15 protein-coding genes are annotated in these 20,596 nt (G+C 65.6%); 6 read left to right on the top strand and 9 right to left on the bottom strand.

The window, feature by feature from the left end; translation table 11 throughout:
- Positions 1-167 precede the first annotated feature (167 nt).
- The 3 genes from IPM18_17690 to IPM18_17680 all read left to right on the top strand — a co-directional run bounded on the left by IPM18_17690 (position 168) and on the right by IPM18_17680 (position 4,007).
- Positions 168-761: a sigma-70 family RNA polymerase sigma factor gene (locus tag IPM18_17690; protein MBK9121415.1), complete on the top strand. Its 594-nt coding sequence runs from the start codon at positions 168-170 to the stop codon at positions 759-761.
- Positions 742-2,643 (top strand): hypothetical protein, encoded by a 1,902-nt coding sequence (locus IPM18_17685; GenBank protein MBK9121414.1) that lies wholly within the window; start codon positions 742-744, stop codon positions 2,641-2,643. The genes IPM18_17690 and IPM18_17685 overlap by 20 nt, the downstream gene beginning before the upstream one ends.
- Positions 2,644-2,813: 170 nt before the next feature.
- The gene (locus IPM18_17680) at positions 2,814-4,007 is read left to right on the top strand and encodes a glycine C-acetyltransferase (protein MBK9121413.1); all 1,194 of its coding nucleotides are present in this window, start codon (positions 2,814-2,816) and stop codon (positions 4,005-4,007) included.
- Positions 4,008-4,093: 86 nt separating this feature from the next.
- Here the strand turns inward: IPM18_17680 and IPM18_17675 are convergent, their stop codons facing one another.
- The 4 genes from IPM18_17675 to IPM18_17660 form a co-directional block, all read right to left on the bottom strand.
- Positions 4,094-5,746, bottom strand: a complete 1,653-nt coding sequence (locus IPM18_17675; protein ID MBK9121412.1) for a hypothetical protein — start codon at positions 5,744-5,746, stop codon at positions 4,094-4,096.
- Positions 5,743-7,413: a hypothetical protein gene (locus IPM18_17670; GenBank protein MBK9121411.1), complete on the bottom strand. Its 1,671-nt coding sequence runs from the start codon at positions 7,411-7,413 to the stop codon at positions 5,743-5,745. The genes IPM18_17675 and IPM18_17670 overlap by 4 nt, the downstream gene beginning before the upstream one ends.
- 2 nt (positions 7,414-7,415) lie before the next feature.
- Positions 7,416-7,670: a hypothetical protein gene (locus IPM18_17665; GenBank protein MBK9121410.1), complete on the bottom strand. Its 255-nt coding sequence runs from the start codon at positions 7,668-7,670 to the stop codon at positions 7,416-7,418.
- A 189-nt stretch (positions 7,671-7,859) separates the two neighbouring features.
- Positions 7,860-9,413, bottom strand: a complete 1,554-nt coding sequence (locus IPM18_17660; protein MBK9121409.1) for a glycosyltransferase family 39 protein — start codon at positions 9,411-9,413, stop codon at positions 7,860-7,862.
- A 271-nt stretch (positions 9,414-9,684) separates the two neighbouring features.
- Here IPM18_17660 and IPM18_17655 point away from each other — a divergent pair, with 271 nt between their 5' ends.
- Positions 9,685-11,124 carry a PQQ-dependent sugar dehydrogenase gene (locus IPM18_17655; protein MBK9121408.1) on the top strand — a complete coding sequence of 480 codons (1,440 nt, stop codon included), beginning with the start codon at positions 9,685-9,687 and terminating at the stop codon, positions 11,122-11,124.
- Between the two features lie 134 nt (positions 11,125-11,258).
- Complete coding sequence (locus IPM18_17650; GenBank protein ID MBK9121407.1) at positions 11,259-11,645, top strand: DUF1569 domain-containing protein; 387 nt, start codon at positions 11,259-11,261, stop codon at positions 11,643-11,645.
- Positions 11,646-11,818: 173 nt separating this feature from the next.
- On the opposite strand, the gene IPM18_17645 is transcribed toward IPM18_17650, so the two are convergent.
- The 3 genes from IPM18_17645 to IPM18_17635 all read right to left on the bottom strand — a co-directional run bounded on the left by IPM18_17645 (position 11,819) and on the right by IPM18_17635 (position 16,430).
- Complete coding sequence (locus IPM18_17645; GenBank protein ID MBK9121406.1) at positions 11,819-13,120, bottom strand: hypothetical protein; 1,302 nt, start codon at positions 13,118-13,120, stop codon at positions 11,819-11,821.
- Positions 13,121-13,138: 18 nt separating this feature from the next.
- A complete protein-coding gene (locus IPM18_17640; GenBank protein ID MBK9121405.1) occupies positions 13,139-13,783 on the bottom strand; it encodes a hypothetical protein in 645 nt (214 codons plus the stop codon).
- Positions 13,784-13,925: 142 nt separating this feature from the next.
- Positions 13,926-16,430, bottom strand: coding sequence for a hypothetical protein (locus tag IPM18_17635; GenBank protein ID MBK9121404.1), 2,505 nt, complete (start codon positions 16,428-16,430; stop codon positions 13,926-13,928).
- Positions 16,431-16,755: 325 nt separating this feature from the next.
- Between IPM18_17635 and IPM18_17630 the strand changes: the two genes are divergently transcribed.
- On the top strand, positions 16,756-17,883 hold the full coding sequence (locus IPM18_17630) for a hypothetical protein (protein MBK9121403.1): 1,128 nt from the start codon (positions 16,756-16,758) through the stop codon (positions 17,881-17,883).
- Positions 17,884-18,398: 515 nt separating this feature from the next.
- Here the strand turns inward: IPM18_17630 and IPM18_17625 are convergent.
- Both IPM18_17625 and IPM18_17620 read right to left on the bottom strand, forming a co-directional pair.
- Positions 18,399-18,551 (bottom strand): hypothetical protein, encoded by a 153-nt coding sequence (locus IPM18_17625; GenBank protein MBK9121402.1) that lies wholly within the window; start codon positions 18,549-18,551, stop codon positions 18,399-18,401.
- A 93-nt stretch (positions 18,552-18,644) separates the two neighbouring features.
- Positions 18,645-20,513, bottom strand: a complete 1,869-nt coding sequence (locus IPM18_17620; protein ID MBK9121401.1) for a CocE/NonD family hydrolase — start codon at positions 20,511-20,513, stop codon at positions 18,645-18,647.
- Positions 20,514-20,596 lie beyond the last annotated feature (83 nt).

Here is a 20,596-nt window from a genome sequence, read left to right as displayed (position 1 = left end):
AAACCCTGCCCCGACACGCACACCCGGATCGGATATCATGCCTGGGCACCGCCGTCAGCGTGGCAGCGGTGGGCCCGGCGCAATTTTCCCATCCCTGCGCTGCCAGGTGCCGGGAACTTTGCGGGCCGGGTGGCGTCCAAACGGGTGCAGTCAGCAGACAAATCGCTGTGAATCGATCCGCGCATGAAAACGAACCCAGCGACGCCGAGCTGGTGCGACGGGCACAACGCGGACTGTCTGCCGCGTTCGGTACGCTGGTCGAGCGTTACCAGGAGCGCATCTATAACACGTGTTATCGGATGTGTCACAACCACGCCGATGCACAGGACCTGACCCAATCGGCCTTTGTGCGAGCACTGGAGGCCCTGGACCAGTTTGCAGGACGATCGAACTTTTATACCTGGCTGTTTCGGATCGCCATGAACCTCACGCTTTCTCACCGCCGGCAGACGCTGCGACGCACCGCGACCTTGCTGGGCGCGGGCGGGGCAGCACGCGCGGACGAGGAGCAGACCGCTGTCTCCCGTGGCCTGGAGCAGGCGGAAACCGAAGCCCGGGTGGCCGGGGCCCTGGCGCTGCTCGATGCGGAGTTTCGCGCCGCGGTGATCCTGAAGGACCTCGAAGATATGGACTACGCAACCATCGCCGAAGTACTGGAAGTTCCGGTGGGCACGGTGAAGAGCCGGATCCACCGCGGACGACTCCAGCTCCGCGAGTTGCTCAGCCCGGAAAGGGATACCGTTGACCGCGCGCGAGCATGAACAACTCGCGGCCGACCTGTCCGCCTACCTCGACGAAGAACTCGAGGCCAGTCGCTCGGCGGAAGTCGAACACTGGCTGGCCGAGTCCGAAGAGGCCCGTGGCTTGCTGGCCGGTTTGCGCGCAATGCGCGCCGCAGTGCATGCCCTGCCACGACACCCCGCACCGGCCGATCTATCAGAGCGCATCCACGCAGCGGCGGCGCGGCGCGTCCTGCTGCCGGACGCAATTCCACACCGCTACCGCACGTTGCGGATCGCCCTGCAATATTCGTCGGCCGCGGCGATCCTCATCGCCTGCGTCTATGTCGGCTACCTCGCCCTGCAACCTGACCCACAGTCTTCCGCACTCACGGGGAGCGTTTCGCCGCCCGGTGTGACGGCTCACGAACCCCTTTCCACGGACCGGATTGTGACCCTCAGCCGGGCTTCCGAAGGTGAACGTTATGCCCCACCGGAGTCCCCCGTGGCGGCCACACCCGCGGTACGCAGCGGCATTCACCCTGAACTCCCGCCGGCAACCCTGCCGCCCCCCGCGGGACGCCTCCCCGATCGTGGCGATGAATCTTTCGCGCGGGAGCAGGTTGTCGCGGATGTGCTGACCGAAAGCTACGGTTCACACGCGGGACCAGTCAGTGGCGATGCCACGGTGGAGTCGGACTCTGCGGGCATCCTGGTCGCGAACGAAACCGGCCGTCCCGTGATTCACATCGTGATCCAGCCGGAAACCCATGCACAGTACGAGGCAACCGCAGCACTGTTGTCCAAGTGGGAAAATGGGCGGATGGACCAAGGTGTCCTAAGGGGCTTTCTGGATCTGGACGGGGGTTCTGGGCTTACTGAGGCAAACACTTTACCGCCCACTCCGCCAGGGGGAGCGGTGACCCTCACTGCGCAGTACGGAGTGGCCTCCGGTGATGTGGCGCCCCGCCTGACCGCCCTGCTGGCGGCCAATTCGCGCGAGCGCGTCCGTTTCGAGACGCGACTCGGCGCTGCAGACGCCGACGTGATGCTGCAGGTTGCCGCAGCCGTCAACCGTGCCGCCGCAACCGAGCGCCTCGCGCAGCTCGACCCGGACCAGCTCCGATCTGGCCTGGTGCTTGAACTGGAGCGCCTGCGAGCTCGGATGCAACCGCAGGAGGTGGAAGATCCCACCCCCAAAGCCACGGAGAGGACGGGGCGGCCGGCAACCACGCCCCCCCCCACCGCGTCACGACCGCACCCGCCAACGGGTACTTCTCGTGATCGTGCCGCCACGGGGCCCGCCGCCGGGGGGGGCATGCGGGGCAACGCGGTTGCCGCCCCGGCGCCCAGGCGGGAGCAGACTGAGCCGCGGGAAGAATCCGTACTGCCGGAAGCGAGGCCCGCTGGCCGTGGCCGCCCCGATCGGCGTCTGCGTGAGCTCTACGATGAAGAGGCGGAACTCGAGCGTGTGCTACTCGACATGCTACTACGCATTGCCGAACAGCAAGCCCGCGAGCGTGCCGCTGGCACCGCCACTACGCAACCCGCCACCGATGAAGTGCCCAGCGCCGCAGAACCGCAGCCAGCAACCGTTGCAGAGCGCGCTCCGGTACCCGCCGTTACTCCTGCGGATGACGTTTCCTCCGACACACGTCAACTCGCGGAACTGGAGCTGCGTCAGCGTCTGCTGGATCTGCTTTTCCTGACCTCCGCCAGCGACGCGCGCGCGCCCGGTGCGAGATCCGCCGAAGCGCCCAAAGACGTGCCACCCGGTCCGGTGCTCTTTTCCGTCGTGGTATTGCCGCCGACGGCCGAACTACGGCCGTGGGAAGGGCTGTCGCCACCCCTGCCACCCGCAGCGCCGGTGACGCAGCCCACAACCGCGCCGGCCGCAGCGCCGGCGTCGGCACCAGCACGCTGAGGCCAGCGGGCTGCGGGGAGCCGCGCGGTCCCGGCCCGCGCGCTACCGTGGCACACAGGGGCCCCGGCGATATCATGCCATCCAGCGCTGCCGTGCGCTGCGCCCCCGGTTCCCAGCATTCTGAAGGCCGGGCACGCACGGGCGCCGTGTACCCAGCGCCGGAGAACCCGATGCAGACGACCCTCGAACGGACCCTCGCGAGCGAACTGCAAGCCCTGCGCGCGAGCGGGCAGTACAAGCAGGCCAACGAGCTCCAGAAACCGCAAGCACCACGCACGCGCATGGACGGGCGCGACATCGTCATGCTCTCGTCCAACAATTACCTCGGCCTCGCGGATCATCCGCGCGTGGTCGCCGCAGCCCACGAAGCTCTCGACAAGTTCGGCCTGGGCACGGCCTCGGTCCGCTTCATCTGCGGGACGATGACCTGCCATCTCGAACTCGAACGCAAGATCTGCGACTTCATCGGCTGCGAAGCCGCGACTACGTTCATCAGTTGCTGGGATGCCAACGTGGGCCTCATGCCCACCCTGGCATCCTCGGCGGAAGATGCGATTTTTACCGATGCCCTGAATCACGCCTCGATCATCGACGCCATTCGCCTGAGCAAGGCGCAGCGATTCATCTACAAGCACGGCGATCTCGCCGAACTCGAGACCATGCTCAAGGGGGCCCAAGCCCGCAACCGTGTCATCATCACCGACGGTGTGTTCAGCATGGAGGGCGACGTCGCCGACCTGCCACGCCTCAAGGAGCTCGCGAACGCCCATGACGCGGTGCTCGTGGTGGATGAATCGCACGCCACCGGCGTTCTCGGCGCCACCGGACGCGGCACGGCCGAGCACTTCGGCGTCATTGATCACAACACCGTGCAGACGAGCACGCTGGGCAAGGCGCTGGGCGGATCGTGCGGCGGTTATGTGGCCGGCTCCAAGGTCATCTGCGATTACCTCGTGCAGAAATCCCGCCCGCAACTCTTCAGCAATGCACTGCCGCCGGCCGTGTGCTACGGCGCCATGGCTGCCATCGAAGTGCTGCGCGCCGAGCCCCAGCGACTGGATCGGCTGCGCGCCAACACCCAGCGCTTCCGTGCGGGCATCGCCGAACTGGGACTCCACTCGATTCCCGGGATCACCCCGATCGTGCCGATCATCGTCGGCGAAACCCCGACCGCTATTCAGATGCAGCAGGCGCTCCTCAACGAGGGCGTTTTCGTGAGCGGCTTTGGCTTTCCCGTGGTGCCGCGCGGCGAAGCCCGGCTGCGCTGTCAGATCAGTGCCGGCCACGATTTCGCCGACATCGACTTTGCGCTCACGGCGATCCGGCGCGTGGCGGAGAAGTTCCCCGCGGCCCGGCACGCGTAGCGCCAGCCCGAACGCAGCGCGGGTGGCTGCACCCCAACAGCGCAGCCACCCGCGGCAAATGGGCACCCAGGCACCCGCTTCCGGCCTTAGCGCCCGCCTTCGGGCACGGGACGCGCCCGCAGCAGTTCCGCGGCAGCGGCATCCTGCATCCGTGTCAGGTCGGTCCAGAACGTACCCTCACCCGCAAAGATGAGCCGCACGCTCTCGGGCGCGAAGTTCTGCGCGAACTGGTAGAGGTTGTACGCGCGACCGTCGCCGAAGGCCTGAATCATCAGCCGTTTGCCGTCGGCGTCGGCCTGGTTCTTCAGCCGCTCGACGTCCGTGTCGGCCCGGCCGAGCACGAGCGCCATCTCGGCCTCGATCTCGGCGATCTGGCGCTCAATCTGGGCGACCTCGAAATCGCGCTGCGCATCGATTTCCTCCGACTTCTTGCGCGCTTCGGCCATCAGCTCCGCAACCTTCTTGCGCGTCTCCGCGCTGATCTGCTCGCGGGCGACCTCGACGTCGGCCTTGGCGGTTTCCAGCTCGGCTCGCACGGACGCCGTCTCGCGCTGGGCCTGCTTGGTGAGATTCTCCTCGGCGGCAATGAAGCCGCGCTGGATCGTCTTCTTGAGGTCGAGTCCTTCTGCGCCCGGCACCGAACCGCCGCGCACCTCGATGTTCTGGATCAGCGCAATGAGGATCTCAATGTTGCGCTCCCGCAGGACCTGCTGCAGTGTTTCGGTCACAGTCTGCTGGTACTGCTCGCGCTTGATACCCTGGATGAAGTCGGTGCTCTTGTAGCGCGATCCCACGCTGCGGCAGATGCTGCGCATCTGGCCGAGAATGATCTCGCGGATCCGCTCGACGTCACCAAGCCGGCTGATCATGCCGGGCGTGTACTTCGGCTGGCGACCCCAGACGACGGTCACCTCGACTCCGATCGTGAAACCGTCCTCTGAAGGGAAGTCGATGTTGGTGGTCGTGTCCTCGGTGCGCAACTGTGTGATCTGGTTGTATCCGATCTGCACGATGTCGACTTTGTAGACCCGCGGGTTGAGGTAATAGATGCCGGGCTGCAAGACGTACTCGAGAACACCACGCTGTCCCTCCTGCGCGAGCCGCTGCACAAACCGCCGTTCCTTGCGCAACTGTTCGCCGTCCGGACCGATCACAACCTCCTCGATCTCCTCGCTGCCGGGCATCTCGCCGAGTTGCGACGTCACCACTCCCACGCAGCCCAGGGGGACCACCACGGCCGGGACCGTCTCCACCTCGTACACGTACGGGTTGAGACGGTACGTGCCCGGTGTCAACACCCGGCGCTGAATCCCGCGGTAGCCGGGGGCCACGACTTCCGATGGTTCATCCCACTGTTTGCCGACCAGCGTGGTCACGATCCCGACCTGCGGCCACTCCCCCGTCATCTGCGGCACGCCGTGATCGGGCGTCCCGCGGTGCCAGACCTCACGCCAGGTCGCCGGGGTGCCGGCCGGAATGTGAATCACCGGCACGTGCTCCCACTCCCAGTTCCACGGCAGGAAGAAGTGCCTTCCCGGCCCACGCACCTCGCGTTGAATCCCGCGTTCCCCCCGTTCAGCGATCAACTGCCCCGGGGGTAGCGGAGCACCGCTCTTGCGGGTCAATACGAGGGCCTGGTCCGGTCCCACGTAGACGTGGCACTGTGACCACAGGAAGGCGAGCAGCAGCGCAGACACCACGATCACCGCCCCGAGCACACTGCTGAGGATGCGCATCATTCAGCACCTCCCGTCATCACTGCGGCCGCGGGCTCGAGCCGCGGGACCGGCGTCGCCCCGGGAGAAACATCCCCCAAGGCCCGGAACACATCGGCAAACGGACCGTCCGTACTGGCCAGGACCGACTTGAGAGCTGGCGCCAACTTCTCGTAGAAGAAATACTGCGCGTACGTATGGCCACCCCCGAAAGCCGCGACCGCCGAGCGCAGCGGTTCCGCCTCGGCCTGGTATTGCAGCAGCACAATTTCCGCCGCAGCGCGGCCGCGTGCGAGCGTCGCGGTGGCCTGTTCCTCCGCCGCCGCGAGCCGCAGGCGCGCCACCTCGAGCCGCTTGTTGGCCTCGGTCAGGGCAACGGCTTTGCGCTGCTGCGCATCGACGATCATCGTAACGACATCGCGATTGGCCGCACCGAGCGCCTGGTTCTGCTTCTGGAGCTCCGTCTGCTCGACCAACCGGGCCTGCGATTCGGCCGCCTCGATCTCCTTGCCGTACTGGGCGATCTGTTGTTCGGCGATCTGCCGGTCACTGATGGGGTTGGCGATTTCCGCCGGGGGCTCGATGCGCCGGATCAGCGTGGCACGAATCTCAATCCCCTGCTTGTTGCACTGGTCGCGCAAACCCTCGAAGAAAGCGTCCTGGAAGACCAGCCGCGACTCACCCGAGATGAACTGCTTGGCCAGCAGCTTGGAGCCCTCGATGCGCGAGAGCGAGCGGGCATGCGGTAGGATCAGCTTCTCCTCGATGTCCTCGTGTGTACCGATCGCGACAGTCACGTAGGCCGCGCGGTCCTGGCTGATGGCATATTCGACGGTCGTCTCGATGATGATGTCGAAGCTGTCCGACGATGGAAAACGGATCGCGTCGTTACCGCGCAGGTCCAGCGTGTGACTGCGCACATCGACCAGATCGATCCGGCGGACGTAAGGATTGTTGTAATACAGACCGGGCGGGAGCACATCCGGTTGGACGCCGCGCTCTCCGGTGTTCACCACGAACTGGTTCGGCGACACCGGGTCGGCGCCGTGGTAGAGCGTCTGCACGCCCACGTAACCGAGTGGTACCGTGATCGGGGCTACGCGCACGATTTGGTACGCGTATGGGTTCAGATTGTAGCGGCCCGGCATGAGAACCTCGGCCAGTGGCCCACGCTCATCCGGCTCGGTCGCCACAACCTTGCCCACCGGCAGCGGACGCCCGTAGCGCCGCACTTTCACGCCGACTTCACCCTGTTCGATGATGACGGCCGGTCGAATCTCGCGCCGCCAAAGAAACGGATCGCGGAAGTGGCGCCCTTCCTCCAGCACCTCGTATTGCACACCCTTGAACCGCGCCGAACCCGGCGCCTCGCCAAGCGCCGCGAGCAGCCCCGGGTACAGCACGAGCTGGGTGGTCGGTCCGCCAACGAACGAGGCAGCGCCCTGCGGGCCCTCGCCCTCGGCGGACTCGATTCTCGTCTCGATGTTCTCGCCGATGTTGCGGGTAAGCACCAGGACATGATTCGGCGGCACTTCGATGCGCATGCCAAACCACCAGTAGCTTACACCCAGCACCGCGAGAATCGGCAGCACCAGGACCCCCAGCCAGAGGGGACTGATCCGGAACGGCGGCGGCTGATGCACCTGCGGACGCCGTGGCGGGCGGTCGTCGTAGGAAGGAGGGGACGCCATATTCAATCTCCTTTTCGTGAGTCAGTCGAGGAATCATCCACCACAAGGCCATGCCCACAGTGGCCGCAAAACCGCGCCGCTTCCACGTTCACATGCCTGCATGCCGGACAGACGCGCTCCGCGGGCCGCGGCGCTACCGGCAACATCGGCCGGCGAACGCACCGACCACGTCCCAACATCAGGCCCACCACGATCAGCAGCAGACCGAGCGTGAACAGGACGACGAAGATGGTTGGAAACGCGAAGAGCCGCAACATGGACACGCCCTCTCCGCCCTAAGGATAGCCGAAGCCCGGCCTGTTGCACTTCCAATTCGGGAGAAAGAGTGGAACGGCCGCGCCCCTCCCTGTGCTGGCGGCCCTGGCACGCAGCGCCCTCAACTTCGAGTGCAGCGATCCGAACGTGGCGCCAAGCGGACAACCGGCCGAGAAGCGCTGCGCACTCCGCTACGGTGAGGCGGCATCGTCTTTCGCCGTCGTCGGCTGGCTGCGGTGGCCCGACGCGACGAACCCGAGCAATCGCCCGAACACCAGCTCGTCGCCCGGGTTGAGTTTGCGCCGGGGCTCCTCCCGCGCCAACTCCTCGAATTGCAGCCCGAGCTTCTCGGCATCCGGCATGCGCTTCTGCACCGTCAACGCCCAAAGCGGTGCGCCGCCCCGTTCGGCAATGAGGCGCCGAATGGCTTCGGGCTCATCCGCGTAGACGATCCGTGGATGCGCAAGGTACGGATAGACCGCGTGCTGCCCCAACCCCGTCACGAGCAGCACTGCGTCGGCCGGCAAATCACCCGTCACGCGCTGCGCAAACTCCACCGTGGGGCGGCGGTGATCACGTGCCGGCATCACCACGCCACTGACGAGTCCGAACGCGAGCAGGGCGACCGAGAACACGCTGGCGTAGAACACCTGCGCGGCGCGCCCCTTGATCTCGACGTGCCAATCGAGCACGCGCCCAATCAGGAGGGTCAGCACCGGCAACACCGGCACCACGTAGTGCTTGGCCTTGTGAAACGAGAGCATCAGGAACAGCATGCCGGCGAAGAAGGCGGCCCAGACAAAGCGGTCCACGTACCCATCCGGCGCGCGGGCGGCGCGCCGCAGACGCGGCGCGGCGATCACCAGTGCGGCTCCGCACGGCAGCACCATCCAAGGAACGGTGTACAAATACAGGAAGAAGGTCTTCGGCTGCAGGTGATGAAGCCCGAAAAATCGCAGCACCGAGTTGTACCGCCACTGGTCGAGCGCTTCCTGGCCCACCGCCAGGTAGGCCGCCAGGTGCCAGCCGCCCGCAATCAGCACGAACAGCAGCACCGCCGGTGTCACCACGACAACGCGCAGCGGCTGCCACGTCTGGGCAAGCCAGCACAGTGCGAGAATGGTGAGCCCCACCAGGACGACCGCGAGAAAGCCCTTCGTCAGAACGGCTAACGCGAGCACAACGTGAAACAGCACCGCGGCCTTCCACGGCAGGTGCCACGTGCCCTTCCCCCAGTGCCACAGCAGTACGAAATGCGCCGCCGTGACCAGCAGCGCGAAAGTGGTATCGACTTCGCCGAGCCGCCCCTGCATGTACAGGTACACCATCGAGGCCTGCGCCAGCCCCGCCAGCAGCGCCGCCCGCCGCGTTTCGAACCGTGCAGCCACCACCGTCACCAGCAGGCACAGCAAGATGGCACTCAGCGCCGCCGGCAACCGCGCGGCAAACTCACTGAAACCGCCGGCCACAGCAAAACAAACTGCCGCGAGCCAGTTGACCAGTGGCTGCTTGTCCAGCCAGTGACCGGCCGCGTACGGCGGCACGATCCACACCCCGTCCGACAGAATCCTCAGCGCCGGGTGCGCGACCATCCCCTCGTGCGAAGTCAGCATCCGGCCGGTGCCGAGAAAGGGCAGATAGATTGCGGCGGCATACGCAGCCACGAGCAAGAGGATGATGGGCAGGGCCGGCGATGGGCGCGACACCGTGTCTGGCGCGGTCGTGTTTTCGGCGGAAGGGGGCACGTGGGATCGCCTGCTTGCGGTCAGCGGGAACTTCAGCGGAACTCCATCGGAAGGAAGTACCCGACGACGCCGGGACCGTCAACCGGGAGCGCTGCACCGGGCCCGCCAGGCACGCTCCGCGCGGCGAAGAAATTGCGCGTGTGACTTTCGCTGCGGTGAACCGGCACAGCGCACCGGACCGGCCTACAATTCCCCGGCCGAAGCCGGAAGCGTGTGCAGTCTGCGCGGCACGACGCGCCCTGCAACCATACCTATCCCATTGGAGCGTGAGATGAAGCCCAGTCCTACGACACTGTTGATTGCTCTTTGTGGTGCGCTGCTGGCCACGTCCATCGTTCACGCCGCCACGCCCCTTACCACGGTGCGCGTGGCAACCGGCCTCAACCGACCGATCTATGTGACGGCCCCGCCGGGCGATGACAATCGCCTCTTCATCGTCGAGAAGGCCGGCGTCATCAAGATCCTGGATCTTGGCAGCGGCGTGCTCCTCGGCACGCCCTTCCTCAACATCGATCCTCTCGTCGGCGGGGGTACAACGAACAACAGCGAGCAGGGCCTGCTCGGCCTCGCTTTTCACCCGAACTATGCCGGCAACGGCTGGTTCTACGTCAACTACACCAACAACGCCGGCAGCACCGTCGTCGCCCGCTACACCGTCTCTGCGAATCCCAACATCGCCGACCCCGGCAGCGCCACCCTGCTTCTGACCATTGCCCAGCCGCAGGCCAACCACAACGGCGGTTGGCTCGACTTCGGCCCCCACGACGGCTACCTCTACATCGCAACCGGCGACGGCGGTGGCAGCGGTGACACGGACGCCGGCCATACACCGGGAGTCGGCAACTCGCAGGACATCACCAACAACCTGCTCGGCAAGATGTTGCGCATCGACGTCGACGGCGACGATTTTCCTGCCGATCCAAACCGCAACTACGCCATCCCTGCGACCAATCCCTTCGTGGGCCTGACCGGCGATCACGAAATCTGGTCGTTCGGCCTGCGCAACCCCTGGCGACCCAGTTTTGACCGCCTCACCGGTGATCTCTACATCGCCGACGTCGGCCAGGCGTCCTGGGAGGAAGTGAACTTTCAGCCGGCCGAGAGCCCGGGGGGCGAGAATTATGGCTGGCGCTGCCGTGAAGGCGCGCACAACTTCAACACTTCCGGGGACTGCTCACAGACGCCCTTCACCGAGCCGATCCACGAGTACGCCCGCGGCGGCAATCCTTTCCGCTGCGCCATCACGGGTGGCTACGTCTACCGCGGTTGCGCCATTCCGGACCTCCGCGGTACGTACTTCTTCGGCGACTTTTGCAGCCGGCAGGTCTGGTCGTTCCGCTACGCCGGGGCGTTCATCCCCGTCGCACAGGACCGCACGGCCGAACTCGCACCCGGCGGTGGTCTGAGCATCGACTCGATCGTGTCATTCGGTGAGGATGCGCGCGGGGAGCTGTACATCGTCAAACAGGGCAATCTCGCGAACACGGGTGAAGTCTACCGCATCACCCCGGGGGGCCCCACGGAGCCACCCACGCCGTATGACTACGACAACAATGGGTTCGTCGAGTTCCTCGATGCACGGGCCTTCCTCGTCTGCATGCTGGGTCCCGGGGTGGCCTACGCGGATTGCCTGTGCGACGTGTTCGACAACGGGGAAGGCGCGGTCGACCTGGTGGCCCTGCGCGGCCTGCAGTTGGCATACGGCGGATAGTCGAGCGGCCGTGCCGGCTGTGACGCCGGGCGCGCCGCAGGCGTACCCAGTGGCAGTCGGCACCCCGCGGAAACCCCAAGCCGAGATGCAGGACCGGATGCCCAACGCAAGCATGCTTGCTGGAGCACGGAACCATGACGACCGTGAACACCAAAACGGCCGTAAGGCGCCGACTGCGGTTTGAGACTCTGGACGAACTGCTCGCTGAGATCGAGCGGCTCAACACGGCCGAGCGGGCGGGTCGTCTGCGGCGGTCGGGCAACTGGACATTCGGGCAGACACTTGGACATCTAGCGACCTGGATCGACTACTCCTATGAGGGCTATCCGCTGCGCGTACCGTGGTTCGTGCGGTTCGTCATGCGTTTCAAGGTCAAGCGCTACCTGCGTGACGGGATGGAAAGCGGCCTTCGGATTCCGCGGACGCCGGGTGGAACATACGGCATCGAGGCGCTCGAGACAGAGGAAGGGATGCAGCGACTGCGCGCAGCGGTCGCTCGGCTTCAAAGCGAACCGGTGTAATTTCACAGCCCGGTGTTCGGTCGGTTGGGCCGTGCGGAGCGCATCGCATTGAACCTCCGGCACGCGGAACTGCACCTGGGGTTTCTGCACGCCGAATAGCGGCCGACGGACACCCGGACCGCGACCTTCCACTCGTATCCTCCGTACAGTGACCACGCGGCGTGGTTGTACCACTACGCCCGCGGCTGCGGCGCATGAGAAGGTTCACCGGCAATGTTCCGTGCGATGCCTTGTGACACCTGCCGCAAGTCCACACCCAGCACCGACTCGATCGTCGCCAGCGACTCCGACAGCACCCGGGCTCGGCTCAGGGCCGCACCGGCCACACCCTGCCCATTGCCGCCGTCAATCACCGTCACGTTACCGAGGTCGATGTTCTGCACGGACTTCGCCATTTCCTGGACGATGGCCGGCATCATCTCGACCAGCATGACCTTCAACGCGTCGGGGTGTTTCTGGATGGCAAGGCCGATCTGCTCAATCGCGGCTGCGCGGGCCTTGCCCTCTTCGGCCGTCTTGGCGGCGTCACCCTGGGCCTTGGCCTGGGCCACGTCGCGGGCCGCCAGTGCCCGGGCTACCTCCGTCGCGTCAAGGCGGGCGCGCTCGGCCTCGGCTTCGGCCTTCTGCTGCTCCGCTTCCTTGTGGGCCGCGTCACGCGAGAGCTCGGCCTTGCGCATACGCAGGTCGTTCTCCGCTTCGGCCACGGCTTTCTCCGCGGCGAGACGGGCCTGCTCGGCCCGCTGCCGCGACTGGGCTTCGACCAGCCGGGCCTCGGCATCGCGATCCGCCTTCGCCTTGCGGGCGGCGGCATTGGCTTCCGCTTCGGTCTGGACCGCCTCGGCAGCGCGCAGCGCTTCGGCCATGCGGGCATCGGCAAGGACCTGCGCGCGGGCCTTGCGTGAAATGGAGACGAGGTACTCCTCCTCATCATGCACGTTCTGGATGTTGACGCTATCAATCTGGAGACCCAGCTTGCGATAGTCGTCATGCACCTCGGCCATGACGGTGGCGACGAACTTGTCGCGATCTTCGACGATCTCCTCCGGCGTCATCTTACCGATCACGGCCCGCAGACCGCCCTCAAGGGTCTCACGGGCGACACGCTGGAGCTGCTCGGTGTGCTGGCCGAGGAAACGCTCGATGGCCGCGGCGCGCTCGGCCGGGGACGACGAGATCTTCACATTGGCTACTCCGGTCACGATCACCGGCACCATGCGTCCACCGCCGCTCTGCGCCTTGACCTCGATGGCGACCTGCATGTTGCGCAGACTCAGGCGGCTGACGCGGTTGATGACCGGGATGACCAGCGTGCGACCGCCGATGAGCGTGCGATAACCGAGGTCCTCACGCCCGCGGCTGCCGCTGATGACCAGCAACTCATCGGGATTGCCGACGACGATGAGCTTGGCAATGATGACCAGCGCAATCACCGCCACGGCGAGCGTGATGAACCCAATCGCAATCAGCGGTTCCATGGGGCTCCTCCCTGCCGGTCACCCGGCTTGGACGCGGTCTCGGTACTCAGTCCTGGACACGACGTAGGCAATGCCGGCACGGTAGCCGACGACGACAACCTCATCTCCGGCAGCAAAGCCATTACCGGCATCGCTGAGGGCGGGGACGTAGCGTTCTCCACCGCGAACCTGGAGCGCCACCTCGCCCTTACCGTGGGGCGCGATGGCGATGGTCACGCGCGCCAGCTTGTGGACATAGTCCTGCGGCTGGGTAGCGCTGTCGCCCGAAGTTCGGCGGACCAGCCGCATGAGTTGGTGAGCCCCCTGGCCAAGAAGCAGCCCCCCACCAAGAGCCACACCGAATGCCAGCCAAGGACTGAGCGTGCTCAAGTAGGACAAAACGAGCCCGAACGCTCCGAACAGCGCCGCGGAGAACACCACGAAGTTGAGTGAGAACCAGGTGCTCAGTGCCGCGACCGTGTGAGAAAGGCCGTGGGTATGTGAAATGTCGAAATCACCGACCGCGACATCGCTATCGACGCCCAGGTCGTGGTCACCGCCGCTGAAGACGGAGAGCAGTAACAGCCCGCCACCGACAATCAGGCCGAACCAATACAGACCCAGTAGAATCCCGGCAGCGCCGGCACTATCGGCCAGCAGGGTCTCGGAGAGCGTCGCAAACATGGGACACCTCCACCGCCGGCGGTAGCGCTCCGTCCCTACGTACGGCTGCGCCCCGCCTGCGATAAGAGTACCCCATGGTGGCCCGCCGTCCATTCAAATCGGGAGCGAATTTCAGAACCGCACCCACGACACCGCCACCGCGCTACCCGCCGGCGCCGGCCTTGATCAGCGCGATGAACGGGCTGATGTCGGCGAAGTTCACGGTCCCGTCGCGGTTCGCGTCCGCGTTGAGCCAGGGGCACGGCTCGGTCCAGGCCTCGAGACTCCCGGCCTTGATGGCCGCAATGAAGGGCGAAATGTCCGCAAAATTGACCACGCCGTCGCAGTTGATGTCGCCCGGCCGCACCACCGCCACCCGCAGCGTCGTCCCGTCGCGGTACATCGTGATGGTCACGCCGCTCGGGAAGCCCTCGGCGATGTAGTCGGTGAAGTGGCCGGAGATGCCGGAAGACGTCGCGATCGTGAACATGTCGCCGATCGCGGGGGTGTACTCGCCCTGGGCGATGACCTTCAACGTGCCGCCGAGCGACAGGGTGCCGGTTGCGGCGAGCCGATCGGCCTCGCCAGTGTCGAGGCCTTGCACTTCGACTTCGAACAACCCGGAGCCGGACTGCGTGTAGTTGCCGGTGATGGCGAGAGTTCCCAGCGAGAGTCCGGGTGTCACGGTGCCGCCCGAGTTGCTCAGTGTACCGACAGTCCCCGTCCCGCGGAGGATGCCACCCTCCAGACTGATCCCCTGCGTCGCCGTGAACGAACCGAGGACGGTGGTCTGGCCCGCCGTCTGAGTAAAGACACCCGTTCGAGCGAGCGAACTGCCGGCGGCGACATGGACGGTGCCGGACGTCGTGCAGGGTCCGGAGCCGTCGACGATGATCCCGCCGCTGCCGCTCGCCTCGAGGTGGCCGGTGGATACGAAACCCTCGGTCGGATGTGCGTTGATGCGGAGGGCGGTGGACTGATCGGCGATTACCGCTCCGTGGTTCAGAAGCGGCGTGGGAGCACCGCTCCAGCCGAGATTGCCCGCGCCGCGGATCGTGTTGTCCACGTTAACGAGACTCCCGTTGTCATCACCGCGGTAAATCCAGTTGGTGGCCGAGTTCGAGAGTCGCACTTCACCCCCGCCAGTCAGCGTCAACGGGCCGCCCGTGGGCCAGAGGTAGGTACTGCCGCCGGACGAGTTCAGCGTGATCACACCGGTGTTGTGCAGTTCGCCCCGCGCGCGAAGAATCTGGCTGTTGGGGATGCGCACTTCACCCAGGATGTGAATCGGATGCGCCGTACCGTCCAGCGTGCTGCCAGACCCGGCCTCGACAGCGCCGGACCCGGCGCTGTCCAGCGTACCGGCGCTGACCGTCACGCTGGTCAGCAGGACGCGCGAGTCGTCCAGCGCCTCGATCAGGCCGTCTTCGTTGTCGATGTTACCGCTGAGTTGCAGGGTGGCGCCGTTCTCGGCACGCAGCGTTCCCAGGTTGCGGAAGGTGGCGGTTCCGGACGCGACGGTCAGCGCGGCGCTCTGGTCGGCCACGACCAGGGCCTGGTTCTCGATGGGCATCGGACCTCCGCTCCAGCCGAGGTTACCTGAACCGCGGATCGTATTGTCCACGTTGACAAGACTGCCATCGGCATCACCGCGGTAAATCCAGTTGGAGGGCAAGTTCGAGAAGCGCACTTCACCACCACCAGTCAGTGTCAGCGGGCCTCCTGTGGGCAAGAGGTAAGTGTTGCCGCCAGCCGAGTTCAGCGTGATCACACCGGTGTTGTGTAGTTCGCCCCGCGCGCTAAGAATCTGGCCGTTGGGGATGCGCACTTCACCCTGGATGTGAATCGGATGGGCACTACCGTCCAGCGTACCGCCAAACCCGGCCTCGACAGCGCCGGACCCGGCGCTGTCAAGCGTACCGGCGTTGACCGTCACATTCGTCAGCAGGACACGCGAGCCATCCAGGGCCTCGATCAGGCCGTCTTCGTTGTCGATGTTACCGGTGAGTTGCAGGGTGGCGCCGTTCTCAGCTCGCAGCGTCCCCAGGTTGCGGAAAATGGCAGTTCCGGACGCGACGGTCAGCGCGGTGCTCTGGTCCGCCACGACCAGGGCCTGGTTCTCGATGGGCATCGGAGCACCGCTCCAGCCGAAGTTGCCGGAGCCGCGGATCGTGTTGTCCACGTTGACGAGACTTCCGGCGAAGTCGCCGCGGTAGATCCAGTTTGCGTTCGTGTTCGAAAGCTGCACGTCGCCGCCGCCGGTCAGCTCAACCGGACCGGTGCTCAGGAGCAGGTACGTGTTACCGCCCGCCGACCCGATTCGCAATGTACCGGCATTCTCGATCGGGCCACCGGCGATGGTCAGGATTCGGGCATTATCGATGATGACCTCATCCCCCGCGTCGATCACGAGCCCCCCGATGGTCACGTTGGTGTTCAGCGTGACGACCGATGCCACCGGGTTCGTGGAGTCGATGATTGCACGGAAGACGTTTCCGCCGGCGTTGTTGGGAACGACGATACCGGACCAGTTCGCCGCCGTGTTCCACGATCCGCTGCCACCGTTCCATACGGCGTCGATCGGGTTCGCCCAGGCGGTGGAAACGCCCGCCATCATCACAAGCAGTAATGCGCTACCACCCGCACCATTACGCGCTCGTCTTGCCATGAGTGCCTCCATCATTGGCAGTCGCACTATGGATACCGCCCGTCAGCGATACGCCGCCACGATTTTCTGTATTATCGGTCTGCCACGGCATCCTTAGACACGATGTGAGAATAGTGCATGGTGCCCACCCGGCGCCCAATCACCCATCCTCCAGTTCCACTATAGCTACCTGGTTGTTGCAGGGTCAAGACAATTGATGATGGTGCGCGGTGCAGGCCCATCGAGTCGATCTTCTTCGGTACAATGCATACCTCGATGATCCCGGTCAGGCCACGCGGACGTCCATCGGAACTGTTGCTGGCGAGGCCATACGAGGAGGTATGCAATGAAGGCGGGACGACTCGGATTGGTAATCGCACTAGCGTGCGCGTGGGTGGGGACAGCGGGGGGCGAAGGACTGCTGGTGATCCCCAACTCGGCCCTGCGCGCGGTGTGGGCGTTCGATCCCTTCGATGGGGCACTCGTCGACGACGCGTTCATCGTGGACACCGAGAACCTGCGAACGCCGCACACGCCGATCGACAGCGGGCGTGGCACGATCCTTATCAGTGACCAGACTGCGAATGCGGTTTTCGAGTATGCCTATGATGGCACGTACCTGGGCCGCATCGTCGACCAGCCGAACCATGGAATTCAGAACCTCCGCGGCATCGCGCTGCACGACGGGCAGCTCTACGTGACCGTGGCGGCCGGCCCCCACAGCGGAACTGTGCAGCGCTTCGAGCTCGACGGCACGGGGCAGAGCACGTTCGCAAGCGGAATCATCGCGAGCCCCTACTATGTTCTCTTTCGCGAGCATGATGTGCTCGTGCCGGATTCAAATGACCATAACCTGGAACGTTTCACACTCGCCGGAGCCCCGCTCCCGCCGTTTCACAACGCAGCCACCAGCGCCCTACGCTTTCCGCAGCAGGTCTACGCCCGGGGCAACGGAAATCTCTACGTCGCGGGCTTCAGTGCGGTGCGCGGAATCTACGAGTTCGATGCCACCGGGACCCAGCTCAACTTCTACGATGTCGGCAACCTCGGTGTGCGGGGGGTCTGGGAACTTGGCAACGGCCGCATCCTGTACTGCGCGGCCGGTACGACCGCCGGCGCCAGCGGCGGCACGGTCGGAGTGCTCGATCCGACGACCGGTGTCTATGAGGTCGTGGTGGCGAGCGCGAGCTGGACGTTTCGCCACGTAGCGTGGATTCCAGTCCCAACACCACCGGCCGCTTGTCCCGGCGATGCAAACGGCGATACGGTTGTGGATTTCGCCGATATCTCGCCGTTCATTGCGGCGCTCAAGGCCGGGAGTGATGCCAACTGGACTTGTGACCTGGACGCGGGTTACGGACCCTACCTGAACAGCGATGCGAATGGCGACGGCGTGGTGAGCTTCGCGGACATCTCGCCGTTCATTGCGCTGCTCAAGAATCCGCCGGCTGCGTGCGTCAGCCAGTGCCCATAGTGCCGAAGGCGCCCAGCGCCGTCGGCTCGACGGCATATCCGGGCCGGCCGCCCGCTGTGCTGCTGCAAAATCGTGCAGATCCACAGCACCGTCGCGCGGTGTGCGATCAAAGGCGCAGAACGCATCGCCGACGTGCGTCGCATCGAACACGAACCAAATCTCGGTTACGTTCTCGGCCCGCACACCGACCTCGGGCGCATACACGCGTGTCCGACAGGCACTGTACAGGCCGGGATTCTTTGCCCTTGGCGGCCGACACGAACACCAAGAATCAGTGGGGTCAAGTCCATCGCGGCCGCCATACGGACAGACACGTCGTAGTATTGAAAGACGCGTCCGTCGCGCGCCGGATTGGTGACGAAGACCGCAAGCTCGCGCAGGTCGGTAGGCCGGTTGAAGTCATAGCGACGTGCAGCCGCGGCGCGCGCGAAGTCACGCAGTACACCACCATCAGCAGCACTTCCATTGGTGAGAGCCGGCAGGTGCTTCGCGGGCCCCGAGGCGGCATAGCCGTGCTAGAAGCCGAGCACGGGGCGGACCGGCCGCAGTGTGAGGCACGTGTCGGCGTCGAATTCGAATGCCGCCACACCGTGGGCGGGGTCCACATCGCCAGACTCGAAAGCAGCCGGGCGGCCGGCCAGCAGATCGGACTGTGCGGGGTGCTGCATGCGGACCTCCAGCGGTCTACGCGGCACCCCGCTCGAACACTGCCTTCCATGAATCATCCGAGTTCGGGCGGGCCGATACAACGGCAGAGCACGTTACGGCAAAGGTTGTTCGCTGTTCGCGCGGGCGGCGATGGAGTCCGCGGCGTGCCCCAATGGCAATTCGAGCACACTCGGGTACCGGGAGTCGTGGTAAACCCGCACGCGGGCTGTCCGGGCATCGGCGGCGGTCTCGTCGGCCACCACCCCGCCGGAGTTGTAGTTCTTTTGGGCGAAGATCGAGTTCGGCGCGTGCAGGACCAGTCGCAAGCGGCTGCCACGCTGCACCCGCCGGGCGAAGAAATTGAACTGGTCGAAGGTGTAGCGTTCGACGCGCCCGGGTTGGACGAGTTCCTCGGCCGTGGGCGAGTCCCGATAGCGGGCCCGCAGCGAGTCGCTACTGAGCATGACGCTCGTGCCATCGGGCAGTAACTCGGAGAGAGTAGCGACGAAGTCCGTGTCGGGGACATCGAGTTCGATCCAGACGGTCAGCCGCGGGACGCCGGCCAATTCCAGCGGCGCGTCAAGGGGTGGCGTGTGAAAGATGACGCCGCGACCGCCGAGTGTGTAGACCACCGACTGATCCGTGATCGTGTTGGGTCGTGGCGTCTGCTCAAACTCAGCGGGCGTAATGTCGAGAGGGTCATAGGTGTACTCGGATGGCGCAGCGTCGCCCGGGGGTGGCGCGGGACTCAGTGTGCCGGACCGGAAGAGCTCGTGTCGCGGCGCGGGCGCGGCCTGCAGAAACCACGGCTGCATCCCCGCGGTGACGTGGGCCAGCGAGTCCGCGTGGCGCCAGCACTCCGCACCGGAACCCGGGACATAGTAGGCGACGCGGTGACTCAGCAGCTCCGGGCGCGGACCGTCACGCAGCGTCCAGTCGTACCACGCCAATTGCAGGGCGCGCATGTCGATCACCGCGGCCGCCCCAAAGGCGAGCCCCTTGAACTCCGCCCGCGGGTTGACACAGCCACCATGGTCCCAAGGCCCGATGATGAGGTAGTGGCGGGCGGTCGCCGCGGGCGGGCCGTGCGCCATGTGGCGGCGGTAGAACTCGAGCGCCCCCCATTGATCGGCGTCGTAGTGACCGGTGATGGTGAGGATCGGCAGATCGATCGCAGCGAAGTGATCGGCAGCGGGGACGGTGGCGTCCCAGTAGGGCCCCGTAGTCGGATGCGCGACCCAGCGCTGGAAATTCACGGACGGGTTGCCGATGAAGCTGTCCAGTTCGCGGAACGGGCGGTGTGCGCGGTAGAAGGCGGTGAGGCGGGAGATCCAGTAGTGCTCCGCATCGCCGCTGATGTCGTTGTTCATCGTCACGCCACTCGTCATCGTGAGCCAGCGGATGTTGTAAGGTGACGAGATGTTCTTGAAGATGGGAAAATCGATGCCGGGATAAGCTGCGGCCACGGGCAGGATCGTGGCAAGGTGGCGTGGCGCCGCCCGCAGCGTGGCCCACTGGTTGAAGCCCATGTAGGACGAGCCCCAGAGTGCGACGCGGCCATCGCACCAGGGCTGTTCTGCGAGCCACTCGACCACGTCGTGGCCATCGGCCGGATCGTGGACGAACGGTTCAAACGTACCGCCGGAGTTGCCGCGGCCACGCAGGTCGACGGCGGCGAAGGCATAACCGTTCTTCGCAAAGTGCAAGGCCCAGGGGTGATAGTTGTCGGCGATGTAGGGCGTGAGCGTGCAAATCACCGGCCGCGGCGGTGCAGCCGGGTCAGCGGGACCGTAGAGTGTGGCCGACAGCGTAATGCCATCGCGCATGGGAATGCGCTCGTTGAAGCGCAGGCGAATCTCGGTGGCCGCGGGTTGCGACTCGGGACCGGCCTGTGCCGTTGCGCGACCGGCACAGCCACCAAGCAGAACCAGCAGTACGACGCGCGCCACGCCGGGAGGAACAACGAGAGGTGCAGGCGACATGGTGGGCTCCAGCCGAGATGCGTTTCCAACCGCAGGATAAACGGTGGACCCGGCGAGAGCGAACACAACGCCACGCCCGTTCG

The sequence above is a fragment of the Phycisphaerales bacterium genome (genome assembly GCA_016716475.1).
GTDB lineage: Bacteria > Planctomycetota > Phycisphaerae > UBA1845 > Fen-1342 > JADJWG01.
The sequence above is the reverse complement of the archived record's forward strand: the minus strand, read 5'-3'. Positions and strand labels throughout refer to the sequence as shown.

Excerpts from the sequence above, each read along its gene's own strand:
- IPM18_17655 (MBK9121408.1), top strand. The coding sequence starts at position 9,685 with ATGAAGCCCAGTCCTACGACACTGTTGATTGCTCTTTGTGGTGCGCTG.
- IPM18_17650 (MBK9121407.1), top strand. The coding sequence starts at position 11,259 with ATGACGACCGTGAACACCAAAACGGCCGTAAGGCGCCGACTGCGGTTT.
- IPM18_17640 (MBK9121405.1), bottom strand. The coding sequence starts at position 13,783 with ATGTTTGCGACGCTCTCCGAGACCCTGCTGGCCGATAGTGCCGGCGCT.
- IPM18_17630 (MBK9121403.1), top strand. The coding sequence starts at position 16,756 with ATGAAGGCGGGACGACTCGGATTGGTAATCGCACTAGCGTGCGCGTGG.
- IPM18_17665 (MBK9121410.1), bottom strand. The coding sequence starts at position 7,670 with ATGTTGCGGCTCTTCGCGTTTCCAACCATCTTCGTCGTCCTGTTCACG.
- IPM18_17675 (MBK9121412.1), bottom strand. The coding sequence starts at position 5,746 with ATGATGCGCATCCTCAGCAGTGTGCTCGGGGCGGTGATCGTGGTGTCT.
- IPM18_17645 (MBK9121406.1), bottom strand. The coding sequence starts at position 13,120 with ATGGAACCGCTGATTGCGATTGGGTTCATCACGCTCGCCGTGGCGGTG.
- IPM18_17680 (MBK9121413.1), top strand. The coding sequence starts at position 2,814 with ATGCAGACGACCCTCGAACGGACCCTCGCGAGCGAACTGCAAGCCCTG.
- IPM18_17625 (MBK9121402.1), bottom strand. The coding sequence starts at position 18,551 with ATGCAGCACCCCGCACAGTCCGATCTGCTGGCCGGCCGCCCGGCTGCT.
- IPM18_17620 (MBK9121401.1), bottom strand. The coding sequence starts at position 20,513 with ATGTCGCCTGCACCTCTCGTTGTTCCTCCCGGCGTGGCGCGCGTCGTA.
- IPM18_17670 (MBK9121411.1), bottom strand. The coding sequence starts at position 7,413 with ATGGCGTCCCCTCCTTCCTACGACGACCGCCCGCCACGGCGTCCGCAG.
- IPM18_17635 (MBK9121404.1), bottom strand. The coding sequence starts at position 16,430 with ATGGCAAGACGAGCGCGTAATGGTGCGGGTGGTAGCGCATTACTGCTT.